This is a genomic window from Bacillus cereus, from assembly GCF_002561295.1.
Lineage (GTDB): Bacteria > Bacillota > Bacilli > Bacillales > Bacillaceae_G > Bacillus_A > Bacillus_A cereus_S.
In genome coordinates, this window is sequence record NZ_NTUG01000005.1 from 335,026 (window position 1) to 358,256 (window position 23,231).

Genomic DNA, 23,231 nt, shown 5'->3' on the forward strand with positions numbered 1-23,231 from the left:
TTCTATATCAAACCTATTTTTTCCAATTTGTTCGTTTTTATACCATATTTTTCTATAAAATTGTATTGACAAACAAATCTATCACATATATTGTATTAAGTGTATTACATGTAGTAGTACACTAAAAACATGAGGAAGGAGACATTGCTCTTGCACATTCAACTCGATCCGAGAAGCAACACTCCGATATGGGAACAAATCGTTCACAATATAAAAGAGCTCGTACTAAGAAATATGTTAGCTCCAACAGATAAACTACCATCAGTACGTGAACTCGCTTCACTTCTTGTCATTAATCCAAATACAGTAAGCAAAGCGTATCAAGAATTAGAACGGCAAGGAATTATTGAAACACTGCGAGGAAAAGGGACGTTTGTCTCCCAATCGATCACACCAATATTAGACGAAAGGAAAATCGCCATGGTTGAAAAACAATTCCATCAATTACTACTAGAAGCTTCTTACCTTGGAATTACGAAAGAGAAAATTCACGATTGGATAGATTCATACTATAAAGAACTAGGGGGAAATAAGGATGCTAAAAGTGACGAATCTAGGAAAAACAATTGATAACCAAGTCATTTTAGACAATATTTCTTTCACATTACAAAAAGGAAGTATCGTTGGATTACTTGGAAGAAACGGTGCGGGGAAAACAACTTTACTCCGGACACTTGTTGGTATTTTAGATCCTGATGAAGGCACTGTTACATATGATGATGTGGATGTTCATGAGCATCCAGAAATGAAACAGAAGATAGCCTATGTGCCGGATTCTACTAATATATTAAGCGGATATACAGTAAAAGAAATTGCGAAGTTTTATAAGGCTGTTTATCACGATTTTAATGAAGAACATTTCTATCAGCTGCTAGAACGCTTCAAATTGCCTGAAAAGCGCGTTCGTAGTTACTCACGCGGGATGAAGGCACTTCTTGCTATGATTTTAGCGTTTTGTACAGGTGTAGAATACATTATTTTAGATGAGCCAACCAATGGGCTTGACCCAATTGTAAAAAGACAAATTTTACAATTTTTAATTGAAGAAGTAGCAGAACGTGAAATTACCATTCTTATTTCGACTCACCACTTAGATGAAGTAGAAAAAATTGCTGACACAGTTATTATTTTAAAAGATCATACAATCGCATCGATTACAGCATTAGAAGATACGAAATCTCGCTATGCAAAAATACAAGTCGCTTACGAGCGTTCACTACCGCAAAAACTAGAAAACTTAGCAAATATAAAAATATTAAATCAAACTGGAAAAGTATATACGATTTTAATTGAAAATAATGTAGCAACTACGTTAGAGAAGTTTCATAAAGAACAACCTCTTTTATTAGAAGAATTACCAATGTCACTCGAAGACATTTTTGTCACAACGTTTGAGGAGGATTCGCATGTTTCATAAAGCTTTATGGATGAGGCAATGGAAACAAGGAAAATATATCATTCTATTGTTTTGGTTAATTAGTTTGTATCAACTCCCTTATAAATATTATCAAGCAGCACAAATGGCGCTAAAACAATCCACAATGAAATTTGATGACTATACGTATTACTACTCCTACTATTTTCAGACAGATGAAGGTGTCTTCTTTCAAGGAGCTACTCTTATTGCACTTGCTTGTCTTTTAATTGGATGGGAACGTAACAATCAATCTACTGATTTTCTATTCTCGATGCCTTTTAAGCGAAAAGATATTTTTTTAACAAAGTGGTTGTTTGGCGTTTTCAACATCATTGCGGTACAAGTCATTTGCTGGATTAGCATGTACGGAATCAAAAACGGTTCATTTCACAATGAGTATCAAATCTTTACCCCGTTCCATAGTTACTTTTTATATGCTACGGTTGTACTCATTGCTACTTATACATTTGCTTTATTCATCGGTACGATTACCGGAAATATTTTCTCACAAAGCAGTTTAACTGCCATTTTATTATTTTTACCATACGGCCTAGTGTTGTTAATATCTGGATTTATTTATTCTAATACACAAGGTTCAGTAGAAGCATTAGGTGAAATAGAGCGCAAGACTGGTATATATTTACAACAAACAAGCATCATGTCACCATTAGAGTTTTTTTCAATTACTTATGATTACCACCCGATAGAAGCATTTGATGACTATGGAAATAAACTTTCTAGTGTACCACAGGAGGATCCAATGGAAAAAATACACATTTCATCCGTATGGAAGTTATTAACTCCTTTTGCTTATATCATCGTCTTTTTACCATTATCAATTTTTCTATACACACGTACACCAAACGAACAAAACGGAAAAATACTATTGTTTCCTAGCTTGCAAAAGTGGTTCATGCTTTGTACTGTTCTATGCTTCGGGCTGCTTGGCGGTAGAATATTAGGCGGACGAGATGCACTCCTGTCTTATTATATTGGATTTTTCCTATTCGCTATCATAAGTTACTTCACTTTTACACGTCTATTAAAATTGAAGTTTGCTTTTGGAGGGAAATAAAGTGAGACTTTAATCAGTGAGGGATTTCTGTATCCCCCACTGATTATTAGTTGAACCAATCAGGCTTTTACGGGCAGTTGCCCCCTACCTCTCTTCCTCGTTTTTTTCTGAATTTTGAGGTGTGGGTCTTACTGCCCGTTCATGCGGGATAAATACGAATTGAGGTGGGTATATGTTTCAAAAAGCTTTATGGATGCGAAACTATAAACAAGGAAAATATGTTATTTGGCTATTTTGGCTAAGCACTTTATACGCCTTACCATATAAATATTATACTGCCGCACAACATACAGATGCGTATTTACGTGAAACAACAGATACGTATTATAGGTATCATTTACAAGGAGCTGACGCTGCAATACCTCCGGCTTTTCTACTAATGGTATTAGCAATTCTCTTAATCGGATGGGAACGCAATAACCAAAGTATCGATTTCCTTTGGTCCCTGCCATTTAAACGTTCACACTTATTTTTATCAAAATGGTTATTAGGCATCGTTCATATCTTAAGTGCGCTTAGCCTTAGTTGGCTTCTTACGTATATCATCTATAGGAGCACAATACACGCTCAATATCAATCTTTTGAACCATTTCATATATACTTTGCGTATACAATCATTACACTTATTGCCGTTTACACATTCACACTCTTTATCGGAACTATTACAGGGAACATAATCTCACAAGGGGCTTTAAGTTATATTATTATCATTTTACCTTTTTACATCTTTCGACTTATATTCCCTTTGTTTGCATTACATGTGGATTTATCACAAGAAGAGTACAATTATAATTATAATAAATACGCCCTTTATACAGAAAATGTAAGTGTTTCATCTCCTCTTACTCATTTTCGTATTAACTACAACTATGACCCACAAAGTGAATCTTATACAGATGAATTCGGCAATATACAAACAGGGCCTACTTATCATCAAATACCGTCTAGCTGGACACTGTTAAGTCCTGTTATCTATATACTCATCTTCCTTCCGCTAGGAGCTTATTTATATACACGTGCTCCAAATGAGCATAACGGAAAGATATTATTATATCCAAAACTTCATAAGTATTTCTTAATCTGTACTTCGATTTGTTTTGGACTTCTTGGTAGTACTGCTTTTACTGATGGTAGTCAGTCTTTACCTCTTCACTATATGTATTTAATAGGATTTGGTCTACTAACATATGTGATCTTACGGCGACTTTTGAAACATAAGTTATCTTTATATGCAAAATAACCTCCTTATCCCGAGGAGGTTATTTTGCATTCTCTCTTCTTTTCCCGTACTCTTTCTCTTCTTTCATTCCAAACCCATCGCCATTCTCTATCATTTGATCTGTCGGAGCGACAATACTTTCAGCAATCCTCCAATCTCCTTGTTCTTGGACAAATACTTGCAGAAAGTAATTCATTCCATTTAATTGATATGGATTTTCTTTTTTCACTTCATAACGAACAGCAACGTAATAAACTTGCACATTTTTATTTTCAAACTTAGATACATATTGAGATAATCTCGGAATGTACTGCGAAGCCTTTTCAAGTGAAAGCTGCTTTACTTTTACGAGGGAAGAATCGGTGACATTACGCAATGTATCCTGCCCACGAATATTGTTACTATGGTGAAATAGAATTGTATTCTGCATAGAACGAACCCATAATTTTGAATATAGAATAGGTTGATCGTTCGCAATATAATGCAACTCTTTTTGCACAACTTGAATTGGAGTTTTTGCATAACTTAATGTGCTAGAGCATAGAAAACTTCCAATAATAATTGCAAGTGAAACGATGTATTTCATTATTTTTCCTCCCATACTTTTTACTTAAAGTATTGGGATTTCCAAATATTTTTATTCAAAAGAAAAAGGACAGGAAAGCGCTACGCCTCCTATCCTCATTTATTATCATTATAACACGCGACCAAATAGTTCTAATACCATCTCAACCTCTTGATCGCTCCACTCTTTAAATTTCTCTTTATAGTATTCTTTACGTACAGCTTCAAGTTTTTGCGTAACTTCTTTTCCGTGTTCTGTGATTTCTAAATATACGATACGACGATCTGAATCAGAACGTTTTCTCGTTACAAATCCCTTTCGTACAAGGCGATCCGTTACTGCTGTAATATGGCTAGACGTTACATTAACTTCACTAGCTATTTGCGAAGCCATTTGCGGGCTTTTCAAAAACAATGCACGCAATACAGAAAATTCATTATATGGCATATGCTCTGAAAAACGTGTATTAATATCATTTTGTAATAAACGTATCATTTTTCGAAATGATGTAGATAAATCTAAAATCAGTGCTTCTCTTTTTTCGTTCACTAGCCTCGACCCTTTTTCATCATATTTGTACATATTATAATCTATAAATACCTGAGTTGTATATGTTTTCTTTCCTTTTGATTCTTAATTATGTAACTTTTTACATACAATTTTTTCTCCCTTTTACTCATATACATATAAAGTGAAACTTTAATCGGGATAAAAAGGATGGTGAGCAAAATGCAAGTTGGCATGAATCCATATTCACCCGATGTCCGTAACGGAAAACAAGCAACGATTACTGTACAAGGAGAAGGCGTTATAAAGGCGAAACCCAATGTTGTTATATTAACAATTGGTATTCGCACAGATAATAAAGATGTCAAACAAGCACAAGCGGAAAATGCAATCCAATCTAATCAATTACTTGCTGCACTTAAACAACTTGGTATCGCCGATAAGGATATAGAAACCATCTCCTACACAATTACACCTCAATATGAATACGTAAATGAAAAAGCATTATTACAAGGTTACCGAGTAGAGCATTTGTATGAAATTACCGTTTTAAATGTACAGAAAGCTGGGGAAGTATATGATATAGCCGTTACAAATGGAGCAAATGTCGCAAGAGGACTACGCTTTCGTATTTCCCATCCAAACGCGTATTATCAACAAGCACTCTTACAAGCAGTTCAGCATGCTCAAGAAAAGGCACGCATCATTGCGAATTCATACAACTTAAATATTAATCCTGTCCCTCTTTCACTCGTTGAAGAATCGGCACAATTGCCGCGCGAGTTTACGACTCATGCTACTTTACAGGCACAAGCTGCTCCTCCGATTCAATCTGGAGAACTAGAAATTATCTCTACTGTTCGTGCGATTTTTACTTATTTGTAACACCAGTTAGCTTTTAAGAAACCGTTCTCATTTTTTTATTGTAAAAAGATTATGTTCTGATATAATAAAGAACGGTGAGCTCTTTACAAAAGGGATATCACGGGTGGGAGAGGGATATGAAAAAGAAGGTTTAACATGAAAGGAATTCTTGAAAGAACATTTAAATTAGACCTACACCACACATCAACAAAGCAAGAAATATTAGCTGGGGTCACGTCATTTTTCACAATCGTTTACATTATGATTGTCAATGCGTCTATTTTATCAGATGCCGGTATTCCACTTGAAGCTGGAATTTTGGCAACTGTTTTTAGCTCATTTGTCGGATGTCTATTGATGGCATTTTGGGCAAATGCACCTGCTATTCTTGTACCAGGTATGGGTGTAAATGCATTTTTCACGTACACAGCTGTGCATACGCTTGGATTAAGTTGGCAAGAGGCATTAGCAGCCGTCTTTATCGCCGGTATTATTTTTGCAATCGCCGCGTTTACACCAATTGCTCGCACTTTGTCTTTATCCATTCCAAAGTCATTAAAAGAAGCGATTACTGTCGGCATCGGCTTATTCTTAGCTTTCATTGGATTACAAAAAGGTGGTTTAGTCGTTTCAAATCCGAACACTGCTGTCGCATTAGGAAAGTTAAGTAATCCTGTTGTTTTGGCAACACTACTTACTCTTATTGTCGCACTTGTTTTATTTATTCGAAACGTACGTGGAAACTTTTTATGGACGATTGCAATTGGGACTGGTATTGCATGGCTATTTGGTCTTGTTGATACGAGTCAGGTAGGAACTAGCTCATTTTCATTCGCTAGCTACGGAGATGTATTTGGAGCTATGTCATTTGGAAAACTTTCCTCCTTACCGTTTTGGATTGCAACATTCTCTTTAAGCATGGTGCTTATCTTTGAGAACATGGGACTACTGCACGGATTATTAGAAGATGATCGCAAATTCCCACGTGCTTATCAAGCAAATGCAATTTCAGCAATGACATGTGGTCTATTCGGCACAAGCCCTACCGTTTCAACAGTAGAAAGTGCTGCAGGTATTGCTGCGGGAGGTAAAACAGGTCTGACGTCTATCGTTACAGGACTATTATTCTTCGCATCACTGTTTGCTCTTCCGTTTGTCAAATTAATTCCTGATAGTGCCATTGCACCGATCTTAATTATTATTGGTGGTCTAATGATTACAAACATTCTGCAAATCCCTCTAAATGATTTTTCAGAAGGATTTCCTGCGTTTTTAATCATTGTGATGATTCCACTCACATATAGCATCGCTGATGGTATTGCGTTCGGATTTATTGCTTATCCTATTTTAAAGGTTGCTCTTGGAAAGCATAAAGAAGTCGCACCGTCCATGTATATTATTACATGTCTATTCTTAGCCATGTTTGTCTTACATGCCATCGGCTAATAAAAAACCGCTAGGGGAACTCCCTAGCGGTTTTTACTTAAACCATCCTTTTTTATAAAACCAAACCATCATGCCTCCACCTATAAAGGCCATAACTGCTAAACAAATAAAATAACCGTACTCCCACTTTAATTCCGGCATATTCTCAAAATTCATCCCGTACACACCAACAATAAATGTTAATGGCATAAAGATCGTGGAGAACACCGTTAATGTTTTCATAATGTTGTTCATATGATGCGAGTTCAATGAGAAATAACTATCCCGAATATCCGCTGTTAATTCTCGACTTGCTTCAATCATTTCTGAAAGCTTTAATAAATGATCATGAATATCTTTAAAATAAATTTCATGATCGCTGACACCATAAAAACGAGTCGAATTTAAAATACGATATAATAGGTCACGCATTGGTATAATCGTACGTCTAAGCTTAGATAGATCCGCTCGAATATCAAATACTTCTTCTAGTACACTTCCTGCTGTATCCCCTGTTAAATTATCATCAATTGCATTTAAATGATCTTCAATATAGTACACCGGCGCAAAATAATCATCAACGATTTGGTCAATAATTGTATGCGCTACATGCAAAGGACTCTTCTTAATCCGTTTCTTCTCACCAAGCGTTTGCCACACTCTCTCAATCGCATTATTATGTGAGAAATGAAACGAAACAATATAACGATCACTAACAAATAGATCGATTTCATGTGGCTCTAATCCATCTTCTCCAAATGCATGAAGCACTAAAAAATTATATCCATCATAGAAATCTACTTTAGGCCTCTGTACGTATTCTACACAATCTTCAATTGCAAGAGGATGGAATTTAAAATAATCTTGTAAAATATATGTATACTCTTCTTTTGTTGGCTTATATAAATCCAACCAATACCATGCGATGTTCTCTTTCTTTACTTCTTCTAAAGAAATATCATATAATACTTCATCTTCTTGCGTCACTGCACAAATTCTAATCATAATTTCACCCATTACTATTATAAACAAAAAGTAGAAAAAAAAGCCAAGGAGAAGTCTCCTTAGCTTTTTAACTTATTTCGTTACAACGCCATGCACAAGTTTTGGTGCATCAACATGTTCTTGCTCTATTTTCATGTTCTCGTAAATTTTTGCTTTTACATCTTCTACATTTTCGCGGTTTGCGTAAATCGTAACAAGTGAGTCACCTTTTTTCACGCTATCGCCCACTTTTTTACGAAGCATCAGTCCAACTGCTAAATCAATTTCAGATTCTTTCGTTGCACGCCCTGCACCTAAAAGCATTGCCGCTGTACCAATTTCGTCCGCAACAATTTCAGATACATATCCGTCTTCTTTTGCTTCTACTTCGATTTTATATTCTGCTTGCGGAAGTTTAGAAGGATTGTCAACAACGGAAGCATCTCCGCCTTGTGCCGCTAAGAACGTTTTAAATGCTTCTAATGCTTTTCCATTGTTCATTACTTCAATTAACTTCTCACGAGCATCTTCTAAAGAAGAAGCTTTTCCAGCAAGGTATACCATTTGACTTCCAAGTGTTAAACATAGCTCTTCTAAATCTTTTGGTCCCTTACCTTGTAATGTATCAATTGCTTCCTTTACTTCTAATGCATTGCCGATTGCCTCACCAAGCGGTTGGCTCATATCTGAAATAACCGCCATCGTTTTACGGCCAACGTTATTACCAATACGCACCATCGCTTCTGCTAAACGTTTTGCATCTTCATCTGTTTTCATAAATGCGCCTGCACCTGTTTTCACATCAAGTACAATTGCATCGGCACCAGCTGCAATTTTTTTACTCATAATAGAGCTTGCAATTAGCGGAATAGAGTTTACTGTCGCTGTTACATCGCGAAGCGCATATAACTTTTTATCAGCAGGTGTTAAGTTTCCACTTTGTCCGATAACTGCAATTTTATTTTCATTTACAAGACGAATAAATTCGTCATTTTCAATTTCAACATGGAATCCTGGAACTGCTTCTAATTTATCAATTGTACCGCCTGTATGTCCTAAACCACGTCCAGACATTTTTGCAACTGGTACATCTAGAGCAGCTACTAACGGACCTAACACAAGTGTAGTTGTGTCACCAACACCACCTGTTGAGTGCTTATCTACTTTTACCCCTTCAATCGCTGATAGGTCAATTGTATCACCGCTATTAACCATTGCCATCGTTAAATCAGCACGCTCTTGTTCATTCATATCTTGGAAGAAAATCGCCATTGCAAATGAACTCATTTGATAGTCTGGAATATCACCATTTGTGTAGCCTTCTACAATAAAGTTCACTTCTTCTGTCGTTAATGCATGTCCATCACGTTTTTTTGCAATTAGGTCCACCATTCTCATTGTGAACTCACCCCTTCATTTGTTTTACGATTGCTTTTACTAATGTTAAGAAATTAGCTTTTACACGTTCTGTCGTTTCAATTACTTCATCATGGTGAAGTGGTTGATCTAAAATACCAGCTGCCATATTTGAAATACAAGAAATACCAAGTACTTTCATACCAGCATGACGCGCTACAATTACTTCCGGTACAGTAGACATACCAACTGCATCTCCACCAACTGTACGAATCATACGAATTTCAGCAGGTGTTTCATATACAGGACCTGTCATCCCAACGTATACACCTTCTTGTACTTTAATATTTAAATCTGCTGCAACTTGTTTCGCCATTTCACGAAGTTCTGGCGTATATGATGTAGACATATCAGGGAAACGCACGCCCATTTCAGAATCATTTGGTCCAATTAATGGATTCGTACCCATGAAGTTAATATGGTCTGAAATTAACATAAGATCGCCTGGTTCAAACTCTGTATTTACCCCACCAGCTGCGTTTGTTACAACAACTGTTTCTACACCTAGTTCTTTCATCACACGAACTGGGAATGTTACTTTTTGCATGTCGTATCCTTCGTAGAAATGGAAACGTCCTTGCATTGCTACTACTGTTACACCTTGAAGTGTACCAAATACAAGCTGTCCTGCATGACCTTCTACAGTTGATACTGGGAATTCAGGAATTTCACTGTAAGGTACTGTTACTGCATTTTCGATTTCATCTGCTAATACACCTAGTCCAGATCCAAGGATTAGTCCTACTTGTGGTGTTTCTTGAAATTTCTCTTTTAAGTATGAAGCTGATTTTGTAATAAGTTCACGATTCATTATGTTGTCCCCCTATTTCTTTAATTCGTTTAAGAAACTTGTTCCGTATTCTGGCATTTCTACACCGAAGTTTTCTGCTACAGTTGCACCAATATCAGCAAATGTTTGACGAAGTGGTAATTCTTCTCCGCCTTCTTTCATGCTTGGGCTATATGCTAATAACGGTACATATTCACGTGTATGGTCAGTACCATGATGGATTGGATCATTACCATGGTCTGCTGTAATGATTAATAAATCATCTTCTTTTAGTTTTTCAAATACTTCTGGAAGACGTGCATCATACTCTTGCAATGCCTCTCCATATCCTTGAGGATCACGGCGGTGACCGAACATCGCGTCAAAATCAACTAAATTCAAGAAGCTAAGACCTGTAAAGTCCATATTTAATGTATCTACAAGCTTATCCATTCCATCCATATTCGATTTTGTACGAAGAGATTCTGTTACACCTTCTCCGTCATAAATATCAGAAATTTTACCAATCGCAATCACATCATAATCGCTATCTTTTAATTCGTTCATTACTGTACGACCAAATGGTTTTAATGCATAGTCATGACGGTTTGGTGTACGTGTGAAGTTTCCAGGCTCTCCAACGAACGGACGAGCAATCACGCGACCTACCATATATTTCTCATCTAGCGTTAACTCACGTGCTATTTTGCAAATTTTGTAAAGTTCTTCAAGCGGTACAACTTCTTCATGAGCTGCGATTTGTAATACACTATCAGCTGATGTGTACACGATTAGAGATCCTGTTTCCATTTGCTCTTGACCAAGTTCATCAAGAATTTCAGTTCCAGAAGCAGGTTTATTCCCAATAATTTTACGTCCTGTTTTCGCTTCTAATTCATCTAATAATTCTTTTGGGAATCCTTCTGGGAACACTTGGAATGGCTTATCAATGTAAAGACCCATGATTTCCCAATGACCTGTCATTGTATCTTTACCAGTAGATTTCTCTTGCATTTTTGTATAGTAACCAAGTGGTTTCTCTACTTTTGAAATCCCTTTCATTTCACGAATGTTACCAAGGCCTAATTTCACCATATTTGGCATTTGTAATCCATTCATATGTTCAGCAATATGACCGATTGTATCAGAACCTACATCACCAAATTTGTCAGCGTCTGGTGCTTCTCCGATTCCTACTGAGTCCATTACGACTAGGAATATACGTTTATATTTATTCATAACTGCAACCTCCTATATGTTCAGTTCTACTTCTTGTAGTATGTTCAAAACGTTGTAAAGTGAAACTGCTATTAGTGAGAATTCTCTTTATTACATACACTAAAAAACGTATGTTTTATTAGTCATTCTCTAGCCTACCTCGTAGCACTTTCACACGAAGTAACAAGCTTCCTGTTTTTTCTAAGTCAGATGTCAGACATCTGATACCGATATCATAACATGTTTACGCTTTCTTTTTAACACCTTTTCGTAGAAATTCTTATTTTCTTCACACTTCTATTGTAATTCATTCTGCAGAAAAGTGCTAATAATATTATGGCTGATTCCATAATATTAAAATAAAAAGCAGCTCTAAAGAGCCGCTCCTTATTTTACTTCTACTGTTTCTTCCTTATGTTCGTGAAGCTCACCTTTTTTCACATGAACTTTCACTTTATATGCACCTGCATCTTTAAACGTATGTTTACTTACATATTCGCCTTTATTACCTTCTTCAGCAGGAATATATTCATGTTTTTCCGCGCCATCTTTCCAAATTTCAAGTTGTACTTCAGCACCTGTTAAAGTTTCTTCTTTTTGTTTCAAATGAACTTTCATTGTTGATTCAGCATTTGCTTTCACATCGCCAGCCATAAGATGAATCATTGTCTCACTCTTATGATCACCATGTCCTGCTTCATGACCGTCCTTGCCTTTCTTTGCATCCTCAACTTTTGCATTTCCTACAGCTATTTTCTCTTCTGGCATTACATGCATGTCACGTGCGTTTGTATGTGCAATAACATGATATACACCATCTGTTGGGAATGTTTTCTCAACTGCATAAACACCTTTCCCTTTATGCTTAGCGTTTAACATTTCATGCTTTTCATCGCCATCTTTCCAAATTTCAAACTTTACATCGTCAGCATCCGTTACTTTTTCTTTTCCTTGTGTAACAAGAGCCTGTACTTCTGCTTTTTCATTTGGCTTAATTTCTTTCGGATTTGTTTGAACTGCTACTTTTACTTCTTCAAGTTTTTCTTTTTTTGTTGTGTCCTCTTCCTTTGTATTACAACCAGCTAATGCTAGCATTGCGATAAATAAAGTGATTACAAGTTTTTTCATTTTGATTTCCTCCTTTATACTTTATTTAGTATAGAGGATATACCAGTTCATATTCCAGCCCTCTGCTGAAAACAATGTACGAAATGTTTGTGAAGTTTTTGTGAGCTCTTCACATCTCCTTACTTTTATTCTCTAAACACATGGTTCGTTTATTCATGAAATCTAGCAATCTATATTCATTTGGACTTCCTTATAAAAGGAAGCTTTAATCAGTAGGATTTTCTTCATCTCCCTGATTATCAGACCTCACGAATCGGGCTTTTACGGATAGTTAATACGAGATAAATATGCCTTGTGATTCCCCTAAGAATCTGATCGCTAAATTCACTCTCCCACCTAAAAATGGAGATTTTATACCGTTGCTTCAATATAAATACAAAAAGAGCATAATACTTATGCTCTCGGATGGAACTGTTTATATACATCTTTTAATCTAGTTTTTGAAACGTGCGTATAAATTTGTGTTGTAGAAATATCTGCATGTCCAAGCATTTCTTGTACAGCACGTAAATCTGCCCCATTTTCTAATAAATGTGTTGCAAAAGAATGGCGCAGTGTATGCGGAGTAAGCTCTTTTTCTATATTCGCTTCTTTTGCGAGTCGTTTTAAAATCTTCCAAAATCCTTGGCGGGACAATCGATTACCGTGATGGTTCAAAAAGAGGGCATCAACTGTTTTTTTTCCTACAAGTTCTCTTCTGCCCTTTTCAATATAACGTTGAATCGCTTCTGTCGCCAAACTACCTAGTGGGATAATTCTCTCTTTATTCCCTTTTCCTATGCAACGGACAAAGCCCATTGTTAAATGAACATCCTCTAAATTTAATGCAATCAATTCAGAAACACGAAGCCCTGTTGCATACAATAACTCTAGCATAGCCTTATCGCGAATACCAAATGCACTTGTCGCCTTTGGTGTTTGAAGCAATGCTTCTACTTCACCAACCGACAATACTTTCGGTAATTTCCTCTCGCCTTGAGGCGTTTCAATATGTACAGATGGATCATGCTCTACTACTCTTTCACGAAGTAAAAATTGATGAAACGAACGAATAGAGGCGATATGGCGCGCCAAAGTTTTTGAAGATTTTCCGTTCTCTTTTAAATACTGTAAAAAATTCACAATGTGTATCCTTGTCACTTCATGAAACGTCTTTATTTGCTCAACATTTTGTAAATACTTCACATAACTTTTTAAATCTCGCTCATAGGAGACAACTGTATTTTTCGCTAAGCCTTTTTCTACAATCATATAATGAATAAAATCTTTTAATTGATCTTCCAATCTACACTACTCCCCATTTTCATAGAAAAAAATTATTCTATTTACAAAAGCATCTTTTGCCGGTTCCTCATTTCCTGATACTTTTTCTACTGTCTCTTCTTTTGGTTTCTCATAACGATGGTAACTTTCATATTCTTCGTTTATCCATAGTATAGCGAAATAAAACAAAATCGTACAACCTGTAAATAATAAAAATACTTTCATCCCATCAAAAGTTAATTTTAAAGCTCGGCGCATGGTAAACTCCTCCAAAATATATGTTATTACAACATATGCCAAGCTTTCTGTAATTTATACCTATACTCAAATAAAAAAACCCTTCCTAGCTAAATAGGAAAAGGTTATTTTTCATCCGTTTCATTATCTTGACAATTTTTACAAATCCCATGGAAAGTTAAACGATGATCTTTTACCTTAAAGCTCCAGTCTCGTTCTACTTTTTTCTCCACTTCACCAAGTAAATCCTCTTGAATTTCTTGTACAGCACCACATTGCGTACAAATTAAATGGTGATGGAAACGCTGTGCGCCTTCTTGACGTAAGTCATAGCGTGAAACACCGTCTCCGAAGTTAATTTTATCAACAACTTTTAACTCAGATAATAACTCTAATGTTCGATAGACGGTTGCTAGTCCGATCTCTGGCGACTTTTCTTTTACAAGGAGGTAAACATCTTCTGCGCTTAAATGATCTTCTTCATTTTCTAGCAGCACACGAACCGTTGCTTCACGTTGTGGTGTTAACTTATAGCTCGCTGCATGCAGTTGCTTCTTAATTCTTTCAATTCTCTCTTCCATTCGGTACTACTCCCTCCTCGCCACTCTTACACCATTATATCAGAAGAAGGGCTTCTGTCAAAAGAAAAACAATCAAAATAAGTTGAGAATTATTCTCATGTAGTATTTATTTTTTATTGATAATTTCCACGACTTCTTTCATTAACACTGGTGATGCATATGCTTCAATGCTAGAAGCAATTGCTAGGACAGCACCAATCGCTAGAAAGAAGCAGGTGTAGCGAATTAATAACGGTAGTAATGGCTCAGTAATTTTCCGAATAAATTGATGCCTAATCATGCGTAAAGAAAAACTTGCAGCAATGGTCGTCATCACAAGAAATGCTGGAATAATAATTACATTTTGCGGCAACACAGATACAAATGCTAACAACAATCCATTCCACCCATGCTGACTAACTAAAAAACCTACTGTAAATCCGACAACTACCCCTTTTAAAAATAGCAAAATGAAAATAAGTGGCAATCCAATAATTGAAATTCCTAACACCCAAATAAATCCGATGTATTTTAATTGTGAAAAGAAGCTTTCTCGAAACATATCGCCTGCAATTGCAAATTCCCCTTTAGAAACTTGTCCAAAAAATCGATTCAAATAAAAAGATAGATCTTGCTTTTGATTCACCTCTAAGCTATTTACAAGAATAGCTCCAAACACCACACCCATTAATAACAAAACAGAATTAAATATATATAACGAAGAATTCTCTTGTATATGAGAAATTACACGATTTTGCCAAGTTTTTCGCAACATTTTTTCTTCCCTCCGTTCACATTCTTACTAAAATGTATGATAGAAAGAAAAAAGTATGACGAATTAACATTGAAATTCCGCTCTACTTTGCTAAACTTAAAAGTAGAGAATAGGAGGGATTTCGTTTGAAACCATTATTATTAGATTTTCCAACATTATTTCAAACTGAGCGCTTGCAAGTACGCAAACCATTTCCAGGGGATGGAACGGAAGTATATGAAGCAATGCAAGCTTCTTTAGAAGATTTACAGCCTTGGATGTCCATTACGTCTGTAACAGAAGAAAATGCTGAGGAAACTGTTCGAGAAGCTCACGGACAATTTTTACTTCGTGAAACATTGGCTTTTCATCTATATGATAAAGTATCTGGTACATTTATTGGAGCTCTTGCCCTGCATCCAGAAAATTGGGCTATTCCAAAATTTTCACTTCGTTTCTGGTTACATAGCGCTTATACAAAACAAGGTTATATGACAGAAGCAGTAAAAGGTGCTGTCCAGTTTGCTTTTGATAAACTTGGCGCAAGACGACTTGAAATTCGCTGTGATGCTACAAATGTAAATGCATGCGCTTTAGCAGAACGACTTGAATTTATTCTAGAAGGTACGCTAGAAAACGATTTTCTTGCTCCAGATGGTAACTTACGTGACACACGCGTATATGCAAAAATTAATTAAAACACTCGCCTTAGGCGAGTGTTTATTTTTGTAATTGCAAATATTGTACAGCAAACATCGTCTTTGCATCATGAATACGTTGATTTGTCATGAGTTCAATTGCTTCTTCTAAAGAAACTTCCATTAATTCCACAAATTCATCCTCATCTAATGCCGCTTTATTTTCTTTTTTCTTTAATCCTGTTGCTTTATATACATATAAAATCTCATCTGCAAATCCTGGTGATGTATAAAAAGATGTGATGAATTCCATTTTGTCACATACATATCCTGTTTCTTCTTCTAATTCACGAACCGCTGTTACCTCTGGTTTTTCTCCAGGCTCTAATTTCCCAGCAGGAATTTCAACAATTTCTTTTTCAAGTGCCTTACGATACTGCTCAACAAGCACAATTTTTTCTTCATCTGTGATAGCGATAATAGCCACCGCACCAGGATGATTTACAATTTCACGTTTACTCACTTCTCCATTTGGCAATACTACATCATCAACACGAACTTTAATAACTTTCCCGTCAAAAATCGGTTCAGTAGCGACTGTTCTCTCTGCAAGATTACTCACAATATTTCATCTCCCTATTCTATTTCCTAATCGTTCTTCATACATTTTACCACACTGAAAGGAGCGTGATAAAAAATGAAAGTATATATTTTACCAAACCGCATCACATTGGTCGGAAAAGCTTGGCAAATTCGGCATAAACTAAAGCAATATGGAAAAGAATATACAACTGTAAAAGAATGGATTACTGCAAACAAAAAGTAAACGTTTGTCAACTCTCCGCTGCTTTCGTACAATGAAAGTAAGGAGGCTGACCTATGAAAAAACGTCAATTAGGAAACTCAGATTTATATATTACTGAAATGGGACTTGGCTGTATGTCTCTTGGCACAGAAGAAAACCAGGCCATTCGTATCATCCATGAAGCAATTGATTTAGGAATTAACTTTTTAGATACAGCAGATTTATACAATTACGGATTAAATGAAGAATTTGTTGGAAAAGCCCTTAAGGGAAGGCGCGATCAAATTGTTCTGACAACGAAAGTAGGAAACCGCTGGACAGAAGAAAAAAACGCTTGGTCGTGGGACCCTTCTAAAGCTTATATAAAAGACGAAGTAAAAGAAAGTTTACGCCGCCTCCAAACTGATTATATTGATTTATATCAACTTCACGGCGGAACAATCGAAGATCCTATCGATGAAACAATTGAAGCATTTGAAGAGTTAAAACAAGAAGGTGTAATTCGTCATTACGGCATCTCTTCTATTCGTCCCAATGTGATTCGTGAATATGCAAAACGCTCTAACATTGTTAGCGTATTAATGGAGTACAGCTTATTAAATCGTAGGCCTGAAGAATATTTTTCATTCTTACAAGACAATCAAATTAGCGTGATTGCTCGCGGACCACTTGCGAAAGGTTTGCTAACGGACAATAATGAAAGAAAAGTAGAAAAAGTGAAAGAAAAAGATTATCTTTCTTATTCTTATAACGAATTAACAAAAACTTTAGCTACTGTAAAAGAGATTGCAAACACTGATTCATTAACCGAAGTAGCGATGCAATATTGTTTACATGACCCAGCTGTTGCCGCTGTTATTCCAGGCGCTAGTTCTATTCAGCAATTACGAGAGAATGCACAAGCTACCATTCAATCTCCACTAACATCTGAAAAATATAAGCAAATTCAAGCAGTGGTTAAATCTGATACATACACATTACACCGCTAAAAAACGCTACCTCTTCGGTAGCGTTTTTTTACATCGTATCGTATTTATCAGGATTCGTTCCAACATGCAGATTACGATCAAGCGTATCAATTTGTTTGATTTCTTCTTCTGTTAATGAAAAATCAAAAATCGTAAAGTTCTCTTGAATACGAGATGGTGTAACAGATTTCGGAATTGTTACAATGCCACTTTGAATATCCCAGCGTAAAATAATTTGAGCAGGCGTTTTTTCATATTTTCTAGCGATTTCTTGAATAATTGGATGCTGAAATACTTCGCCACCTCTCATGAGTGGGCTCCATGCTTCCATTTGAATTTGTTCATTTTGACAAAAGTTACGTAATTCAAACTGTGCAAGCATCGGATGAAGTTCTACTTGGTTCACCATCGGTTTCACCTTACAATTTGGCAGAAGTTGTTCTAAATGGTGCTGATGAAAATTTGAAACACCAATTGCGCGTACCTTTCCTTCTTCATACAATTTTTCAAGAGCGCGGTATGTATCTATGTATTTCCCTCTTATTGGCCAATGAATTAAATATAAATCCACATAATCCATTTGTAATTTCTTTAAACTTTTTTCAAATGCTTGAAGTGTTGTTTCATATCCTTGATCGTCATTCCACACTTTTGTCGTAATAAATAACTCTTCACGTGCGATTCCTGATTCACGAATCGCTTCTCCGACACCGCTTTCATTTTCATATACAGTCGCTGTATCAATAGAGCGATATCCAACTTCTAAAGCCGTTTTCACCGCTTGCTTTACTTCTTCTCCCTCTTTTGCTTTATATACACCTAAACCAAGCATCGGCATTTTCACACCATTGTGAAGTGTAGTTGTTGGAATATACATAATAATCCCCCTTCGTCTTCCCTGCAAATTCTATAAGAAGATATCATTCAATTTTTCAAACCATCACTTTATTTGAACAAGATTTACGACAAAAGTCAAAAAATACATACAGTTAACATAATATTTTTATTTATACAACGCGTGCTACTCACCCACGTTATTTTCGAACCACTCTTGTGCTTTTTCATCTATATTACGTACAAAATCAGTCTTTCCTTCCGTATACTGATCTCCATCATATGTAAACTTCTCTGCTAGTTCTCTCTTTAACGTTGCATAAGCCTCTGCTTCTTCACAATGCTCCATCATATAATCACGAAATGCTAAATGGCGTATAATTTCTGGATTACCTGTTTCAAAAACATGCAAATGATACGACCTTTTTTCTTCCGTTCCGTGAATAAAAAAACGACGCCCCGAAATGCCATTTTCACCTTTTACAATATAACCAAGTTTTTCAAAACACTCGTTCCAATTATCTACCCTCTCAACATCTTCTACTTCCATAATCATATCAACAATCGGTTTCGCTGCGAGCCCTGGTACCGATGTACTTCCAATATGATGTACCTTAACTAGTTCTGGCATCGCTGCTTTTAGCCGCTTTGCTTCTATTTGAAATTTCTCATTCCAATGATTTTCATATGGAACTACTACAATCTTTCTCATCCCAATCACCTTTTCCATCACATTGTAAAAAAATCATCAGGACAATTCCACTGATGATTTTTTTTGCATTATTTAAAGTCTTTCCAAGTCAGGTTACTTTCACTTAACAGTTCTTCAAATGATTTATTCTTTTCGCGTTCTTTTTGTTCCTTACGCTTTCTCTCTTGCTCTTCTATTTCTTTTTGTTCCGCTCTTACTTGTAATTCTTTTTTCTTACTTTTTAATTGATCCATTAATGACGTATTTAATTGATCGCCAATTGTAATGGATTCGTTCTTCACTTGATTCATTTGCGTTTGTCTTTGTGTTTGTCTTTGTTTCTTTTTCTTCATGACTTGCTCACCTTTTACTTTTTTCTCCATTATAGGGGAAATGACTCTCCCACGCCAATAAAAATAGACCATTCCCTTTTCTTTTTTCTATTATGTATATTTTGTAAAGATGTGAACAAAAAGAAAAAATCTTATTAATTTTTATAATAAATAGAATTTTTGTAGCAATCACTCTCTTAATCTATTAAAATTATGTCGTATGATGTCAGATTATAAAAAGGGAGAGAAGACGTATGTGGAAAAAAGTCATTCCGGTTGCTTTAGCTTTAAGTACCATTACATTTTCAAGCGCATTTGCTGCACCACCATCTCAGACACCCCCAGATCAAAATCGTTACATAGACGTACAAATGCTTGGTATTAACGATTTCCATGGACAACTAGACACTGTAAAAAAGATTAACAATAAGGAAGCAGGAGGCGCAGAGTACTTAGCTGCTTACTTACGAGATCGAGAAAAACAAAATCAAAATACATTACTTGTTCATGCAGGTGACGCTGTAGGGGCCAGTCCACCAGTATCAGCATTATTGCAAGACGAACCAACCATTGAATTTTTAAATGATTTAGGTTTTGATGTTGGAACTGTTGGAAATCATGAATTTGATGAAGGTACTGAGGAAATGCGTCGTCTTATTTATGGTGGAATTCATCCGAAGACTGGTAACTTTAAAGGCGCGAATTTCCCTTATGTTGCCGCAAACGTCTTTAATAAGGAAACAGGCCGTTTATTTTTACCTCCATTTACCGTAAAAATGGTGCAGGGCGTTCCAGTTGGATTTATCGGTGTTGTTACAACGGAAACACCAAATATCGTTATGCCTTCTATGGTGAAAAATGTACAATTCACTGACGAAGTAGAAGCCATTAATAAATCCGTAAAACAACTAAAACGACTTGGTGTCAAATCTATTGTTGTTCTGGCACATAACGGTGGTACAACAGAAGATAGTGGTGTAACAAATGGGGACATCGTACGCTTAGCCGAAGGAACAGATCCTGAAGTTGATGTTATTTTTGGTGGACATAGTCATACTTTTGTTCAGGATACCATTAACAACAAACTTGTCGTACAGGCAAATTCTTATGGAATGGCTTTTGCTGATGTTGATGTCAAAATTGATCGTAAAACGAAAGATATTGTTGAGAAAAAAGCTGAAGTGGTCACAACTTATCATGAAGGTATCGTACCTGATCAACAAGTGAAAAAGAAAATAGATCAATATAAAGAAAAAATCGCACCTCTTGTCAACGAAGTTGTTGGGAAGTCTACCGCACCGCTAGATCGCAAACAAAACGCTGCTGGAGAATCCACTCTTGGAAACTTAATCGCTGATGCTCAGCGTGCAACGATGCAATCGCAAATTGCCCTTATGAATCCTGGTGGCATTCGTAATGATTTAGATGCTGGCGATATTACATGGGGAGAATTATATGGAATTCAGCCATTTGGAAATCAGTTAATAAAGGTCAATTTAACTGGACAAGACATTCGAGATATTTTAAATCAACAATGGCAAAAGGATAAAACGAGAATGCTTCAAATTTCAGGTATTCAGTATACTTGGGATGCAAATAAAGCAGACGGTGAAAAAATTACAAATATCCATTTAACAAATGGAGAAGAGCTAGTTGCCTCTAAGACTTACAGCGTAGTAGCAAATGCCTTTCTAGCTTCAGGCGGAGATGGGTTTGTATCCTTTAAAAATGGAAAAGACGCTGAAACCGGTCCGAATGATTTTGAAGCGTTAGTTGATTATGTAAAACAAGTAAAAGAACCGATTCAACCTATTATTGATGGACGAATTCAAAGAGTGAACTAAACTTTATAATTCACAAAAAGAGAGAGGTTACGCACCTTCTCTCTTTTACTTATCTTAGTATCTTTCGTCTACTTCTTCATATTCCCTTAAAAATTCCAGCAATGCCACTTCTACAATTTTAGATTTATGCATCCCTTCGGAAGCAGACACAGCGTCTAATTTCTCTAAAATATCCGTACGTATAGAAAAAGTACGTTTTTTCTTTTCATTACTGCTTATAGTCAACTTCGTAATAATTGGTTCCTCTCGTTTTCTAAGCAATTCGTAAATCTTTTGCAATTGTTCATAAATCAAAACCTGATAATCTGTTTTTACATATTGAAGTGCAGTCGCTTCTTGAAGATATAAATGGCGAGGCTCTTCTCCCTCTCCAATAAATATCCGTTTCTTCTGTTCACCATCATATTCATATCCAAGTACTCTTAACTTTTTCGACAGTGCATATGGGCTCATGTCGAGGCGTTTTGCAATTATGGCAAGTGGTTCACGTTTGTTCAAGCGATCTATAATCTCTCCAACCGTCACTTCCTTCCCCCTCTCCCTGAGCTCTCACAGTTGAAATATAGCCTATATGTTATGATACAATAACTTTTTAACAGTATATGCAAGATAGTACATCCGTGCGATACATGCCTTTAGAGAAAAGGAGGTTTTTATATGCTTTTTCGTAGCTCCACGCCACCGTTTTACAACGAATTAAAGAATCCAATTTCAAATAGCATCGCTACGATAGAAAGCGTTACAATCAACAATCGCAAACAATCTCTACTTATTCGTGGTCAAGACGTAAATCAACCTATTTTATTATGCTGCCACGGTGGCCCTGGTATGGCACAAATTGGATTCATTCGTCATTTTCAAAAAGAATTGGAAAAGCACTTTATTGTTGTCAATTGGGATCAAAGAGGAGCGGGAAAATCCTTTTCTTGGCGGGATATAAAAGCCTCATTTACAATTGAACAATTCGTTTCAGATGGATTTGAAGTAGTAAAACATCTTCTTTCTCGCTTCAAAAAACAGCGGCTATTTCTCGCTGGACATTCTTGGGGAAGTATTATCGGCTTACAAATTGCAAATAAATATCCAGACCATATCGAAGCTTATATTGGGATAGGTCAGATTGTACATATGAAACAAAATGAAGAATTGCTCTATCAACATTTAATTCACTCCGCAAAAAAACATGGGCACGAACGTGCATTAACATCTCTAACCAAACTTGGAAAGCCTCCTTTTCTAGATATGCGGCGCCTTATTATTCAAAGAAAGTGGCTTGGTACGTTTGGAGGGGCAGTTCAAAATGGGACTTCCTTTTCTTTCATTCGAAAAGGGTTGTTTTCTTCCGAATATACATGGTTAGATTGGATAAAATTTCTCGCAGGAAATATGAAATCTGGGACATTATGGGAGGAAATGCTCACCGTAGATTTCTTTTCCACAATCTCAAAACTTTCCGTACCTGTCTATTTCTGTTCTGGTCGTTTCGATTACCAAACACCTTATGCACTCGTTCAACAATATTGTGATACAATTCAAGCACCTATCAAAAAAATGATCTGGTTCCCAAACTCTGCTCATTCACCAAATTTAGAAGAACCTGAACTGTTTGCAAAATCTATATGCTCTATCAAACAAGAGTTATCTTTTCAACATAGGTAACAATCGCTATACCTTTTACATTTCATAAAAAACATTCTATAATTACATGTTGCAACAAC

At 36.1% G+C, this 23,231-nt stretch carries 27 protein-coding genes; 11 read left to right on the forward strand and 16 right to left on the reverse strand.

Features of this window, described 5'->3' with window-relative positions:
• The first annotated feature begins 150 nt into the window (after positions 1-150).
• The 4 genes from CN373_RS05190 (at position 151) to CN373_RS05205 (ending at position 3,732) form a co-directional block, all read left to right on the forward strand.
• Positions 151-570, forward strand: coding sequence for a GntR family transcriptional regulator (locus tag CN373_RS05190; RefSeq protein WP_000548020.1), 420 nt, complete (start codon positions 151-153; stop codon positions 568-570).
• Positions 536-1,417 carry an ABC transporter ATP-binding protein gene (locus CN373_RS05195; RefSeq protein ID WP_000922103.1) on the forward strand — a complete coding sequence of 294 codons (882 nt, stop codon included), beginning with the start codon at positions 536-538 and terminating at the stop codon, positions 1,415-1,417. Before CN373_RS05190 ends, CN373_RS05195 begins: the two co-directional genes overlap by 35 nt.
• Positions 1,407-2,492 carry an ABC transporter permease subunit gene (locus CN373_RS05200; RefSeq protein ID WP_000468505.1) on the forward strand — a complete coding sequence of 362 codons (1,086 nt, stop codon included), beginning with the start codon at positions 1,407-1,409 and terminating at the stop codon, positions 2,490-2,492. Before CN373_RS05195 ends, CN373_RS05200 begins: the two co-directional genes overlap by 11 nt.
• 172 nt (positions 2,493-2,664) lie before the next feature.
• Positions 2,665-3,732 carry an ABC transporter permease subunit gene (locus CN373_RS05205; protein ID WP_000486557.1) on the forward strand — a complete coding sequence of 356 codons (1,068 nt, stop codon included), beginning with the start codon at positions 2,665-2,667 and terminating at the stop codon, positions 3,730-3,732.
• Between the two features lie 19 nt (positions 3,733-3,751).
• Here CN373_RS05205 and CN373_RS05210 read toward each other — a convergent pair whose 3' ends face one another.
• A complete protein-coding gene (locus tag CN373_RS05210; protein WP_000875300.1) occupies positions 3,752-4,297 on the reverse strand; it encodes a hypothetical protein in 546 nt (181 codons plus the stop codon).
• 108 nt (positions 4,298-4,405) lie between these two features.
• Positions 4,406-4,825, reverse strand: coding sequence for a MarR family winged helix-turn-helix transcriptional regulator (locus CN373_RS05215; protein WP_001003304.1), 420 nt, complete (start codon positions 4,823-4,825; stop codon positions 4,406-4,408).
• A 180-nt stretch (positions 4,826-5,005) separates the two neighbouring features.
• On the opposite strand from CN373_RS05215, the gene CN373_RS05220 reads away from it, so the two are divergent.
• Both CN373_RS05220 and CN373_RS05225 read left to right on the forward strand, forming a co-directional pair.
• A complete protein-coding gene (locus CN373_RS05220; RefSeq protein WP_001195962.1) occupies positions 5,006-5,668 on the forward strand; it encodes an SIMPL domain-containing protein in 663 nt (220 codons plus the stop codon).
• Between the two features lie 135 nt (positions 5,669-5,803).
• On the forward strand, positions 5,804-7,093 hold the full coding sequence (locus CN373_RS05225) for an NCS2 family permease (RefSeq protein WP_000676229.1): 1,290 nt from the start codon (positions 5,804-5,806) through the stop codon (positions 7,091-7,093).
• Between the two features lie 33 nt (positions 7,094-7,126).
• On the opposite strand, the gene corA is transcribed toward CN373_RS05225, so the two are convergent.
• The 9 genes from corA to spoIIM form a co-directional block, all read right to left on the reverse strand.
• Complete coding sequence (gene corA / locus CN373_RS05230) at positions 7,127-8,089, reverse strand: magnesium/cobalt transporter CorA (protein WP_002057536.1); 963 nt, start codon at positions 8,087-8,089, stop codon at positions 7,127-7,129.
• 60 nt (positions 8,090-8,149) lie between these two features.
• Positions 8,150-9,454, reverse strand: coding sequence for a pyrimidine-nucleoside phosphorylase (locus CN373_RS05235; RefSeq protein WP_001243087.1), 1,305 nt, complete (start codon positions 9,452-9,454; stop codon positions 8,150-8,152).
• 7 nt (positions 9,455-9,461) lie between these two features.
• On the reverse strand, positions 9,462-10,283 hold the full coding sequence (locus CN373_RS05240) for a purine-nucleoside phosphorylase (RefSeq protein ID WP_001078442.1): 822 nt from the start codon (positions 10,281-10,283) through the stop codon (positions 9,462-9,464).
• Between the two features lie 12 nt (positions 10,284-10,295).
• Positions 10,296-11,480 (reverse strand): phosphopentomutase, encoded by a 1,185-nt coding sequence (deoB, locus tag CN373_RS05245; protein ID WP_001046065.1) that lies wholly within the window; start codon positions 11,478-11,480, stop codon positions 10,296-10,298.
• Positions 11,481-11,846: 366 nt separating this feature from the next.
• Positions 11,847-12,587 carry a FixH family protein gene (locus tag CN373_RS05250; RefSeq protein ID WP_000737521.1) on the reverse strand — a complete coding sequence of 247 codons (741 nt, stop codon included), beginning with the start codon at positions 12,585-12,587 and terminating at the stop codon, positions 11,847-11,849.
• A 393-nt stretch (positions 12,588-12,980) separates the two neighbouring features.
• Complete coding sequence (xerD, locus tag CN373_RS05255) at positions 12,981-13,871, reverse strand: site-specific tyrosine recombinase XerD (protein WP_000390075.1); 891 nt, start codon at positions 13,869-13,871, stop codon at positions 12,981-12,983.
• A gap of 6 nt (positions 13,872-13,877) precedes the next feature.
• Entirely contained in the window at positions 13,878-14,108 is a 231-nt protein-coding gene (locus tag CN373_RS05260) for a YqzK family protein (RefSeq protein WP_001250435.1), read from the reverse strand.
• A 104-nt stretch (positions 14,109-14,212) separates the two neighbouring features.
• On the reverse strand, positions 14,213-14,668 hold the full coding sequence (locus CN373_RS05265) for a Fur family transcriptional regulator (RefSeq protein ID WP_000392652.1): 456 nt from the start codon (positions 14,666-14,668) through the stop codon (positions 14,213-14,215).
• Between the two features lie 106 nt (positions 14,669-14,774).
• Entirely contained in the window at positions 14,775-15,422 is a 648-nt protein-coding gene (gene spoIIM, locus CN373_RS05270) for a stage II sporulation protein M (protein WP_000944897.1), read from the reverse strand.
• A gap of 125 nt (positions 15,423-15,547) precedes the next feature.
• Between spoIIM and CN373_RS05275 the strand changes: the two genes are divergently transcribed.
• Positions 15,548-16,099 carry a GNAT family N-acetyltransferase gene (locus CN373_RS05275; RefSeq protein ID WP_000803503.1) on the forward strand — a complete coding sequence of 184 codons (552 nt, stop codon included), beginning with the start codon at positions 15,548-15,550 and terminating at the stop codon, positions 16,097-16,099.
• Between the two features lie 22 nt (positions 16,100-16,121).
• On the opposite strand, the gene CN373_RS05280 is transcribed toward CN373_RS05275, so the two are convergent.
• A complete protein-coding gene (locus CN373_RS05280) occupies positions 16,122-16,661 on the reverse strand; it encodes an NUDIX hydrolase (protein WP_000067034.1) in 540 nt (179 codons plus the stop codon).
• A 75-nt stretch (positions 16,662-16,736) separates the two neighbouring features.
• Between CN373_RS05280 and mciZ the strand changes: the two genes are divergently transcribed.
• Positions 16,737-16,865 carry a Z-ring formation inhibitor MciZ gene (mciZ, locus tag CN373_RS05285; RefSeq protein WP_000870288.1) on the forward strand — a complete coding sequence of 43 codons (129 nt, stop codon included), beginning with the start codon at positions 16,737-16,739 and terminating at the stop codon, positions 16,863-16,865.
• 53 nt (positions 16,866-16,918) lie between these two features.
• Positions 16,919-17,833 carry an aldo/keto reductase gene (locus CN373_RS05290; protein ID WP_000747235.1) on the forward strand — a complete coding sequence of 305 codons (915 nt, stop codon included), beginning with the start codon at positions 16,919-16,921 and terminating at the stop codon, positions 17,831-17,833.
• Between the two features lie 28 nt (positions 17,834-17,861).
• Here CN373_RS05290 and CN373_RS05295 read toward each other — a convergent pair whose 3' ends face one another.
• From CN373_RS05295 to CN373_RS05305, 3 genes are all read right to left on the reverse strand, one after another.
• Positions 17,862-18,689, reverse strand: coding sequence for an aldo/keto reductase (locus tag CN373_RS05295; protein WP_000275864.1), 828 nt, complete (start codon positions 18,687-18,689; stop codon positions 17,862-17,864).
• A 144-nt stretch (positions 18,690-18,833) separates the two neighbouring features.
• Entirely contained in the window at positions 18,834-19,358 is a 525-nt protein-coding gene (locus CN373_RS05300) for a GrpB family protein (protein ID WP_001227194.1), read from the reverse strand.
• 68 nt (positions 19,359-19,426) lie between these two features.
• On the reverse strand, positions 19,427-19,690 hold the full coding sequence (locus CN373_RS05305) for a YqkE family protein (protein ID WP_033664790.1): 264 nt from the start codon (positions 19,688-19,690) through the stop codon (positions 19,427-19,429).
• A gap of 233 nt (positions 19,691-19,923) precedes the next feature.
• Here CN373_RS05305 and CN373_RS05310 point away from each other — a divergent pair, with 233 nt between their 5' ends.
• On the forward strand, positions 19,924-21,513 hold the full coding sequence (locus CN373_RS05310; RefSeq protein ID WP_000265670.1) for a bifunctional metallophosphatase/5'-nucleotidase: 1,590 nt from the start codon (positions 19,924-19,926) through the stop codon (positions 21,511-21,513).
• Between the two features lie 54 nt (positions 21,514-21,567).
• Here CN373_RS05310 and CN373_RS05315 read toward each other — a convergent pair whose 3' ends face one another.
• Entirely contained in the window at positions 21,568-22,038 is a 471-nt protein-coding gene (locus CN373_RS05315) for a ribbon-helix-helix domain-containing protein (RefSeq protein WP_000215735.1), read from the reverse strand.
• 132 nt (positions 22,039-22,170) lie between these two features.
• On the opposite strand from CN373_RS05315, the gene CN373_RS05320 reads away from it, so the two are divergent.
• A complete protein-coding gene (locus CN373_RS05320; RefSeq protein ID WP_000898957.1) occupies positions 22,171-23,172 on the forward strand; it encodes an alpha/beta fold hydrolase in 1,002 nt (333 codons plus the stop codon).
• Positions 23,173-23,231 lie beyond the last annotated feature (59 nt).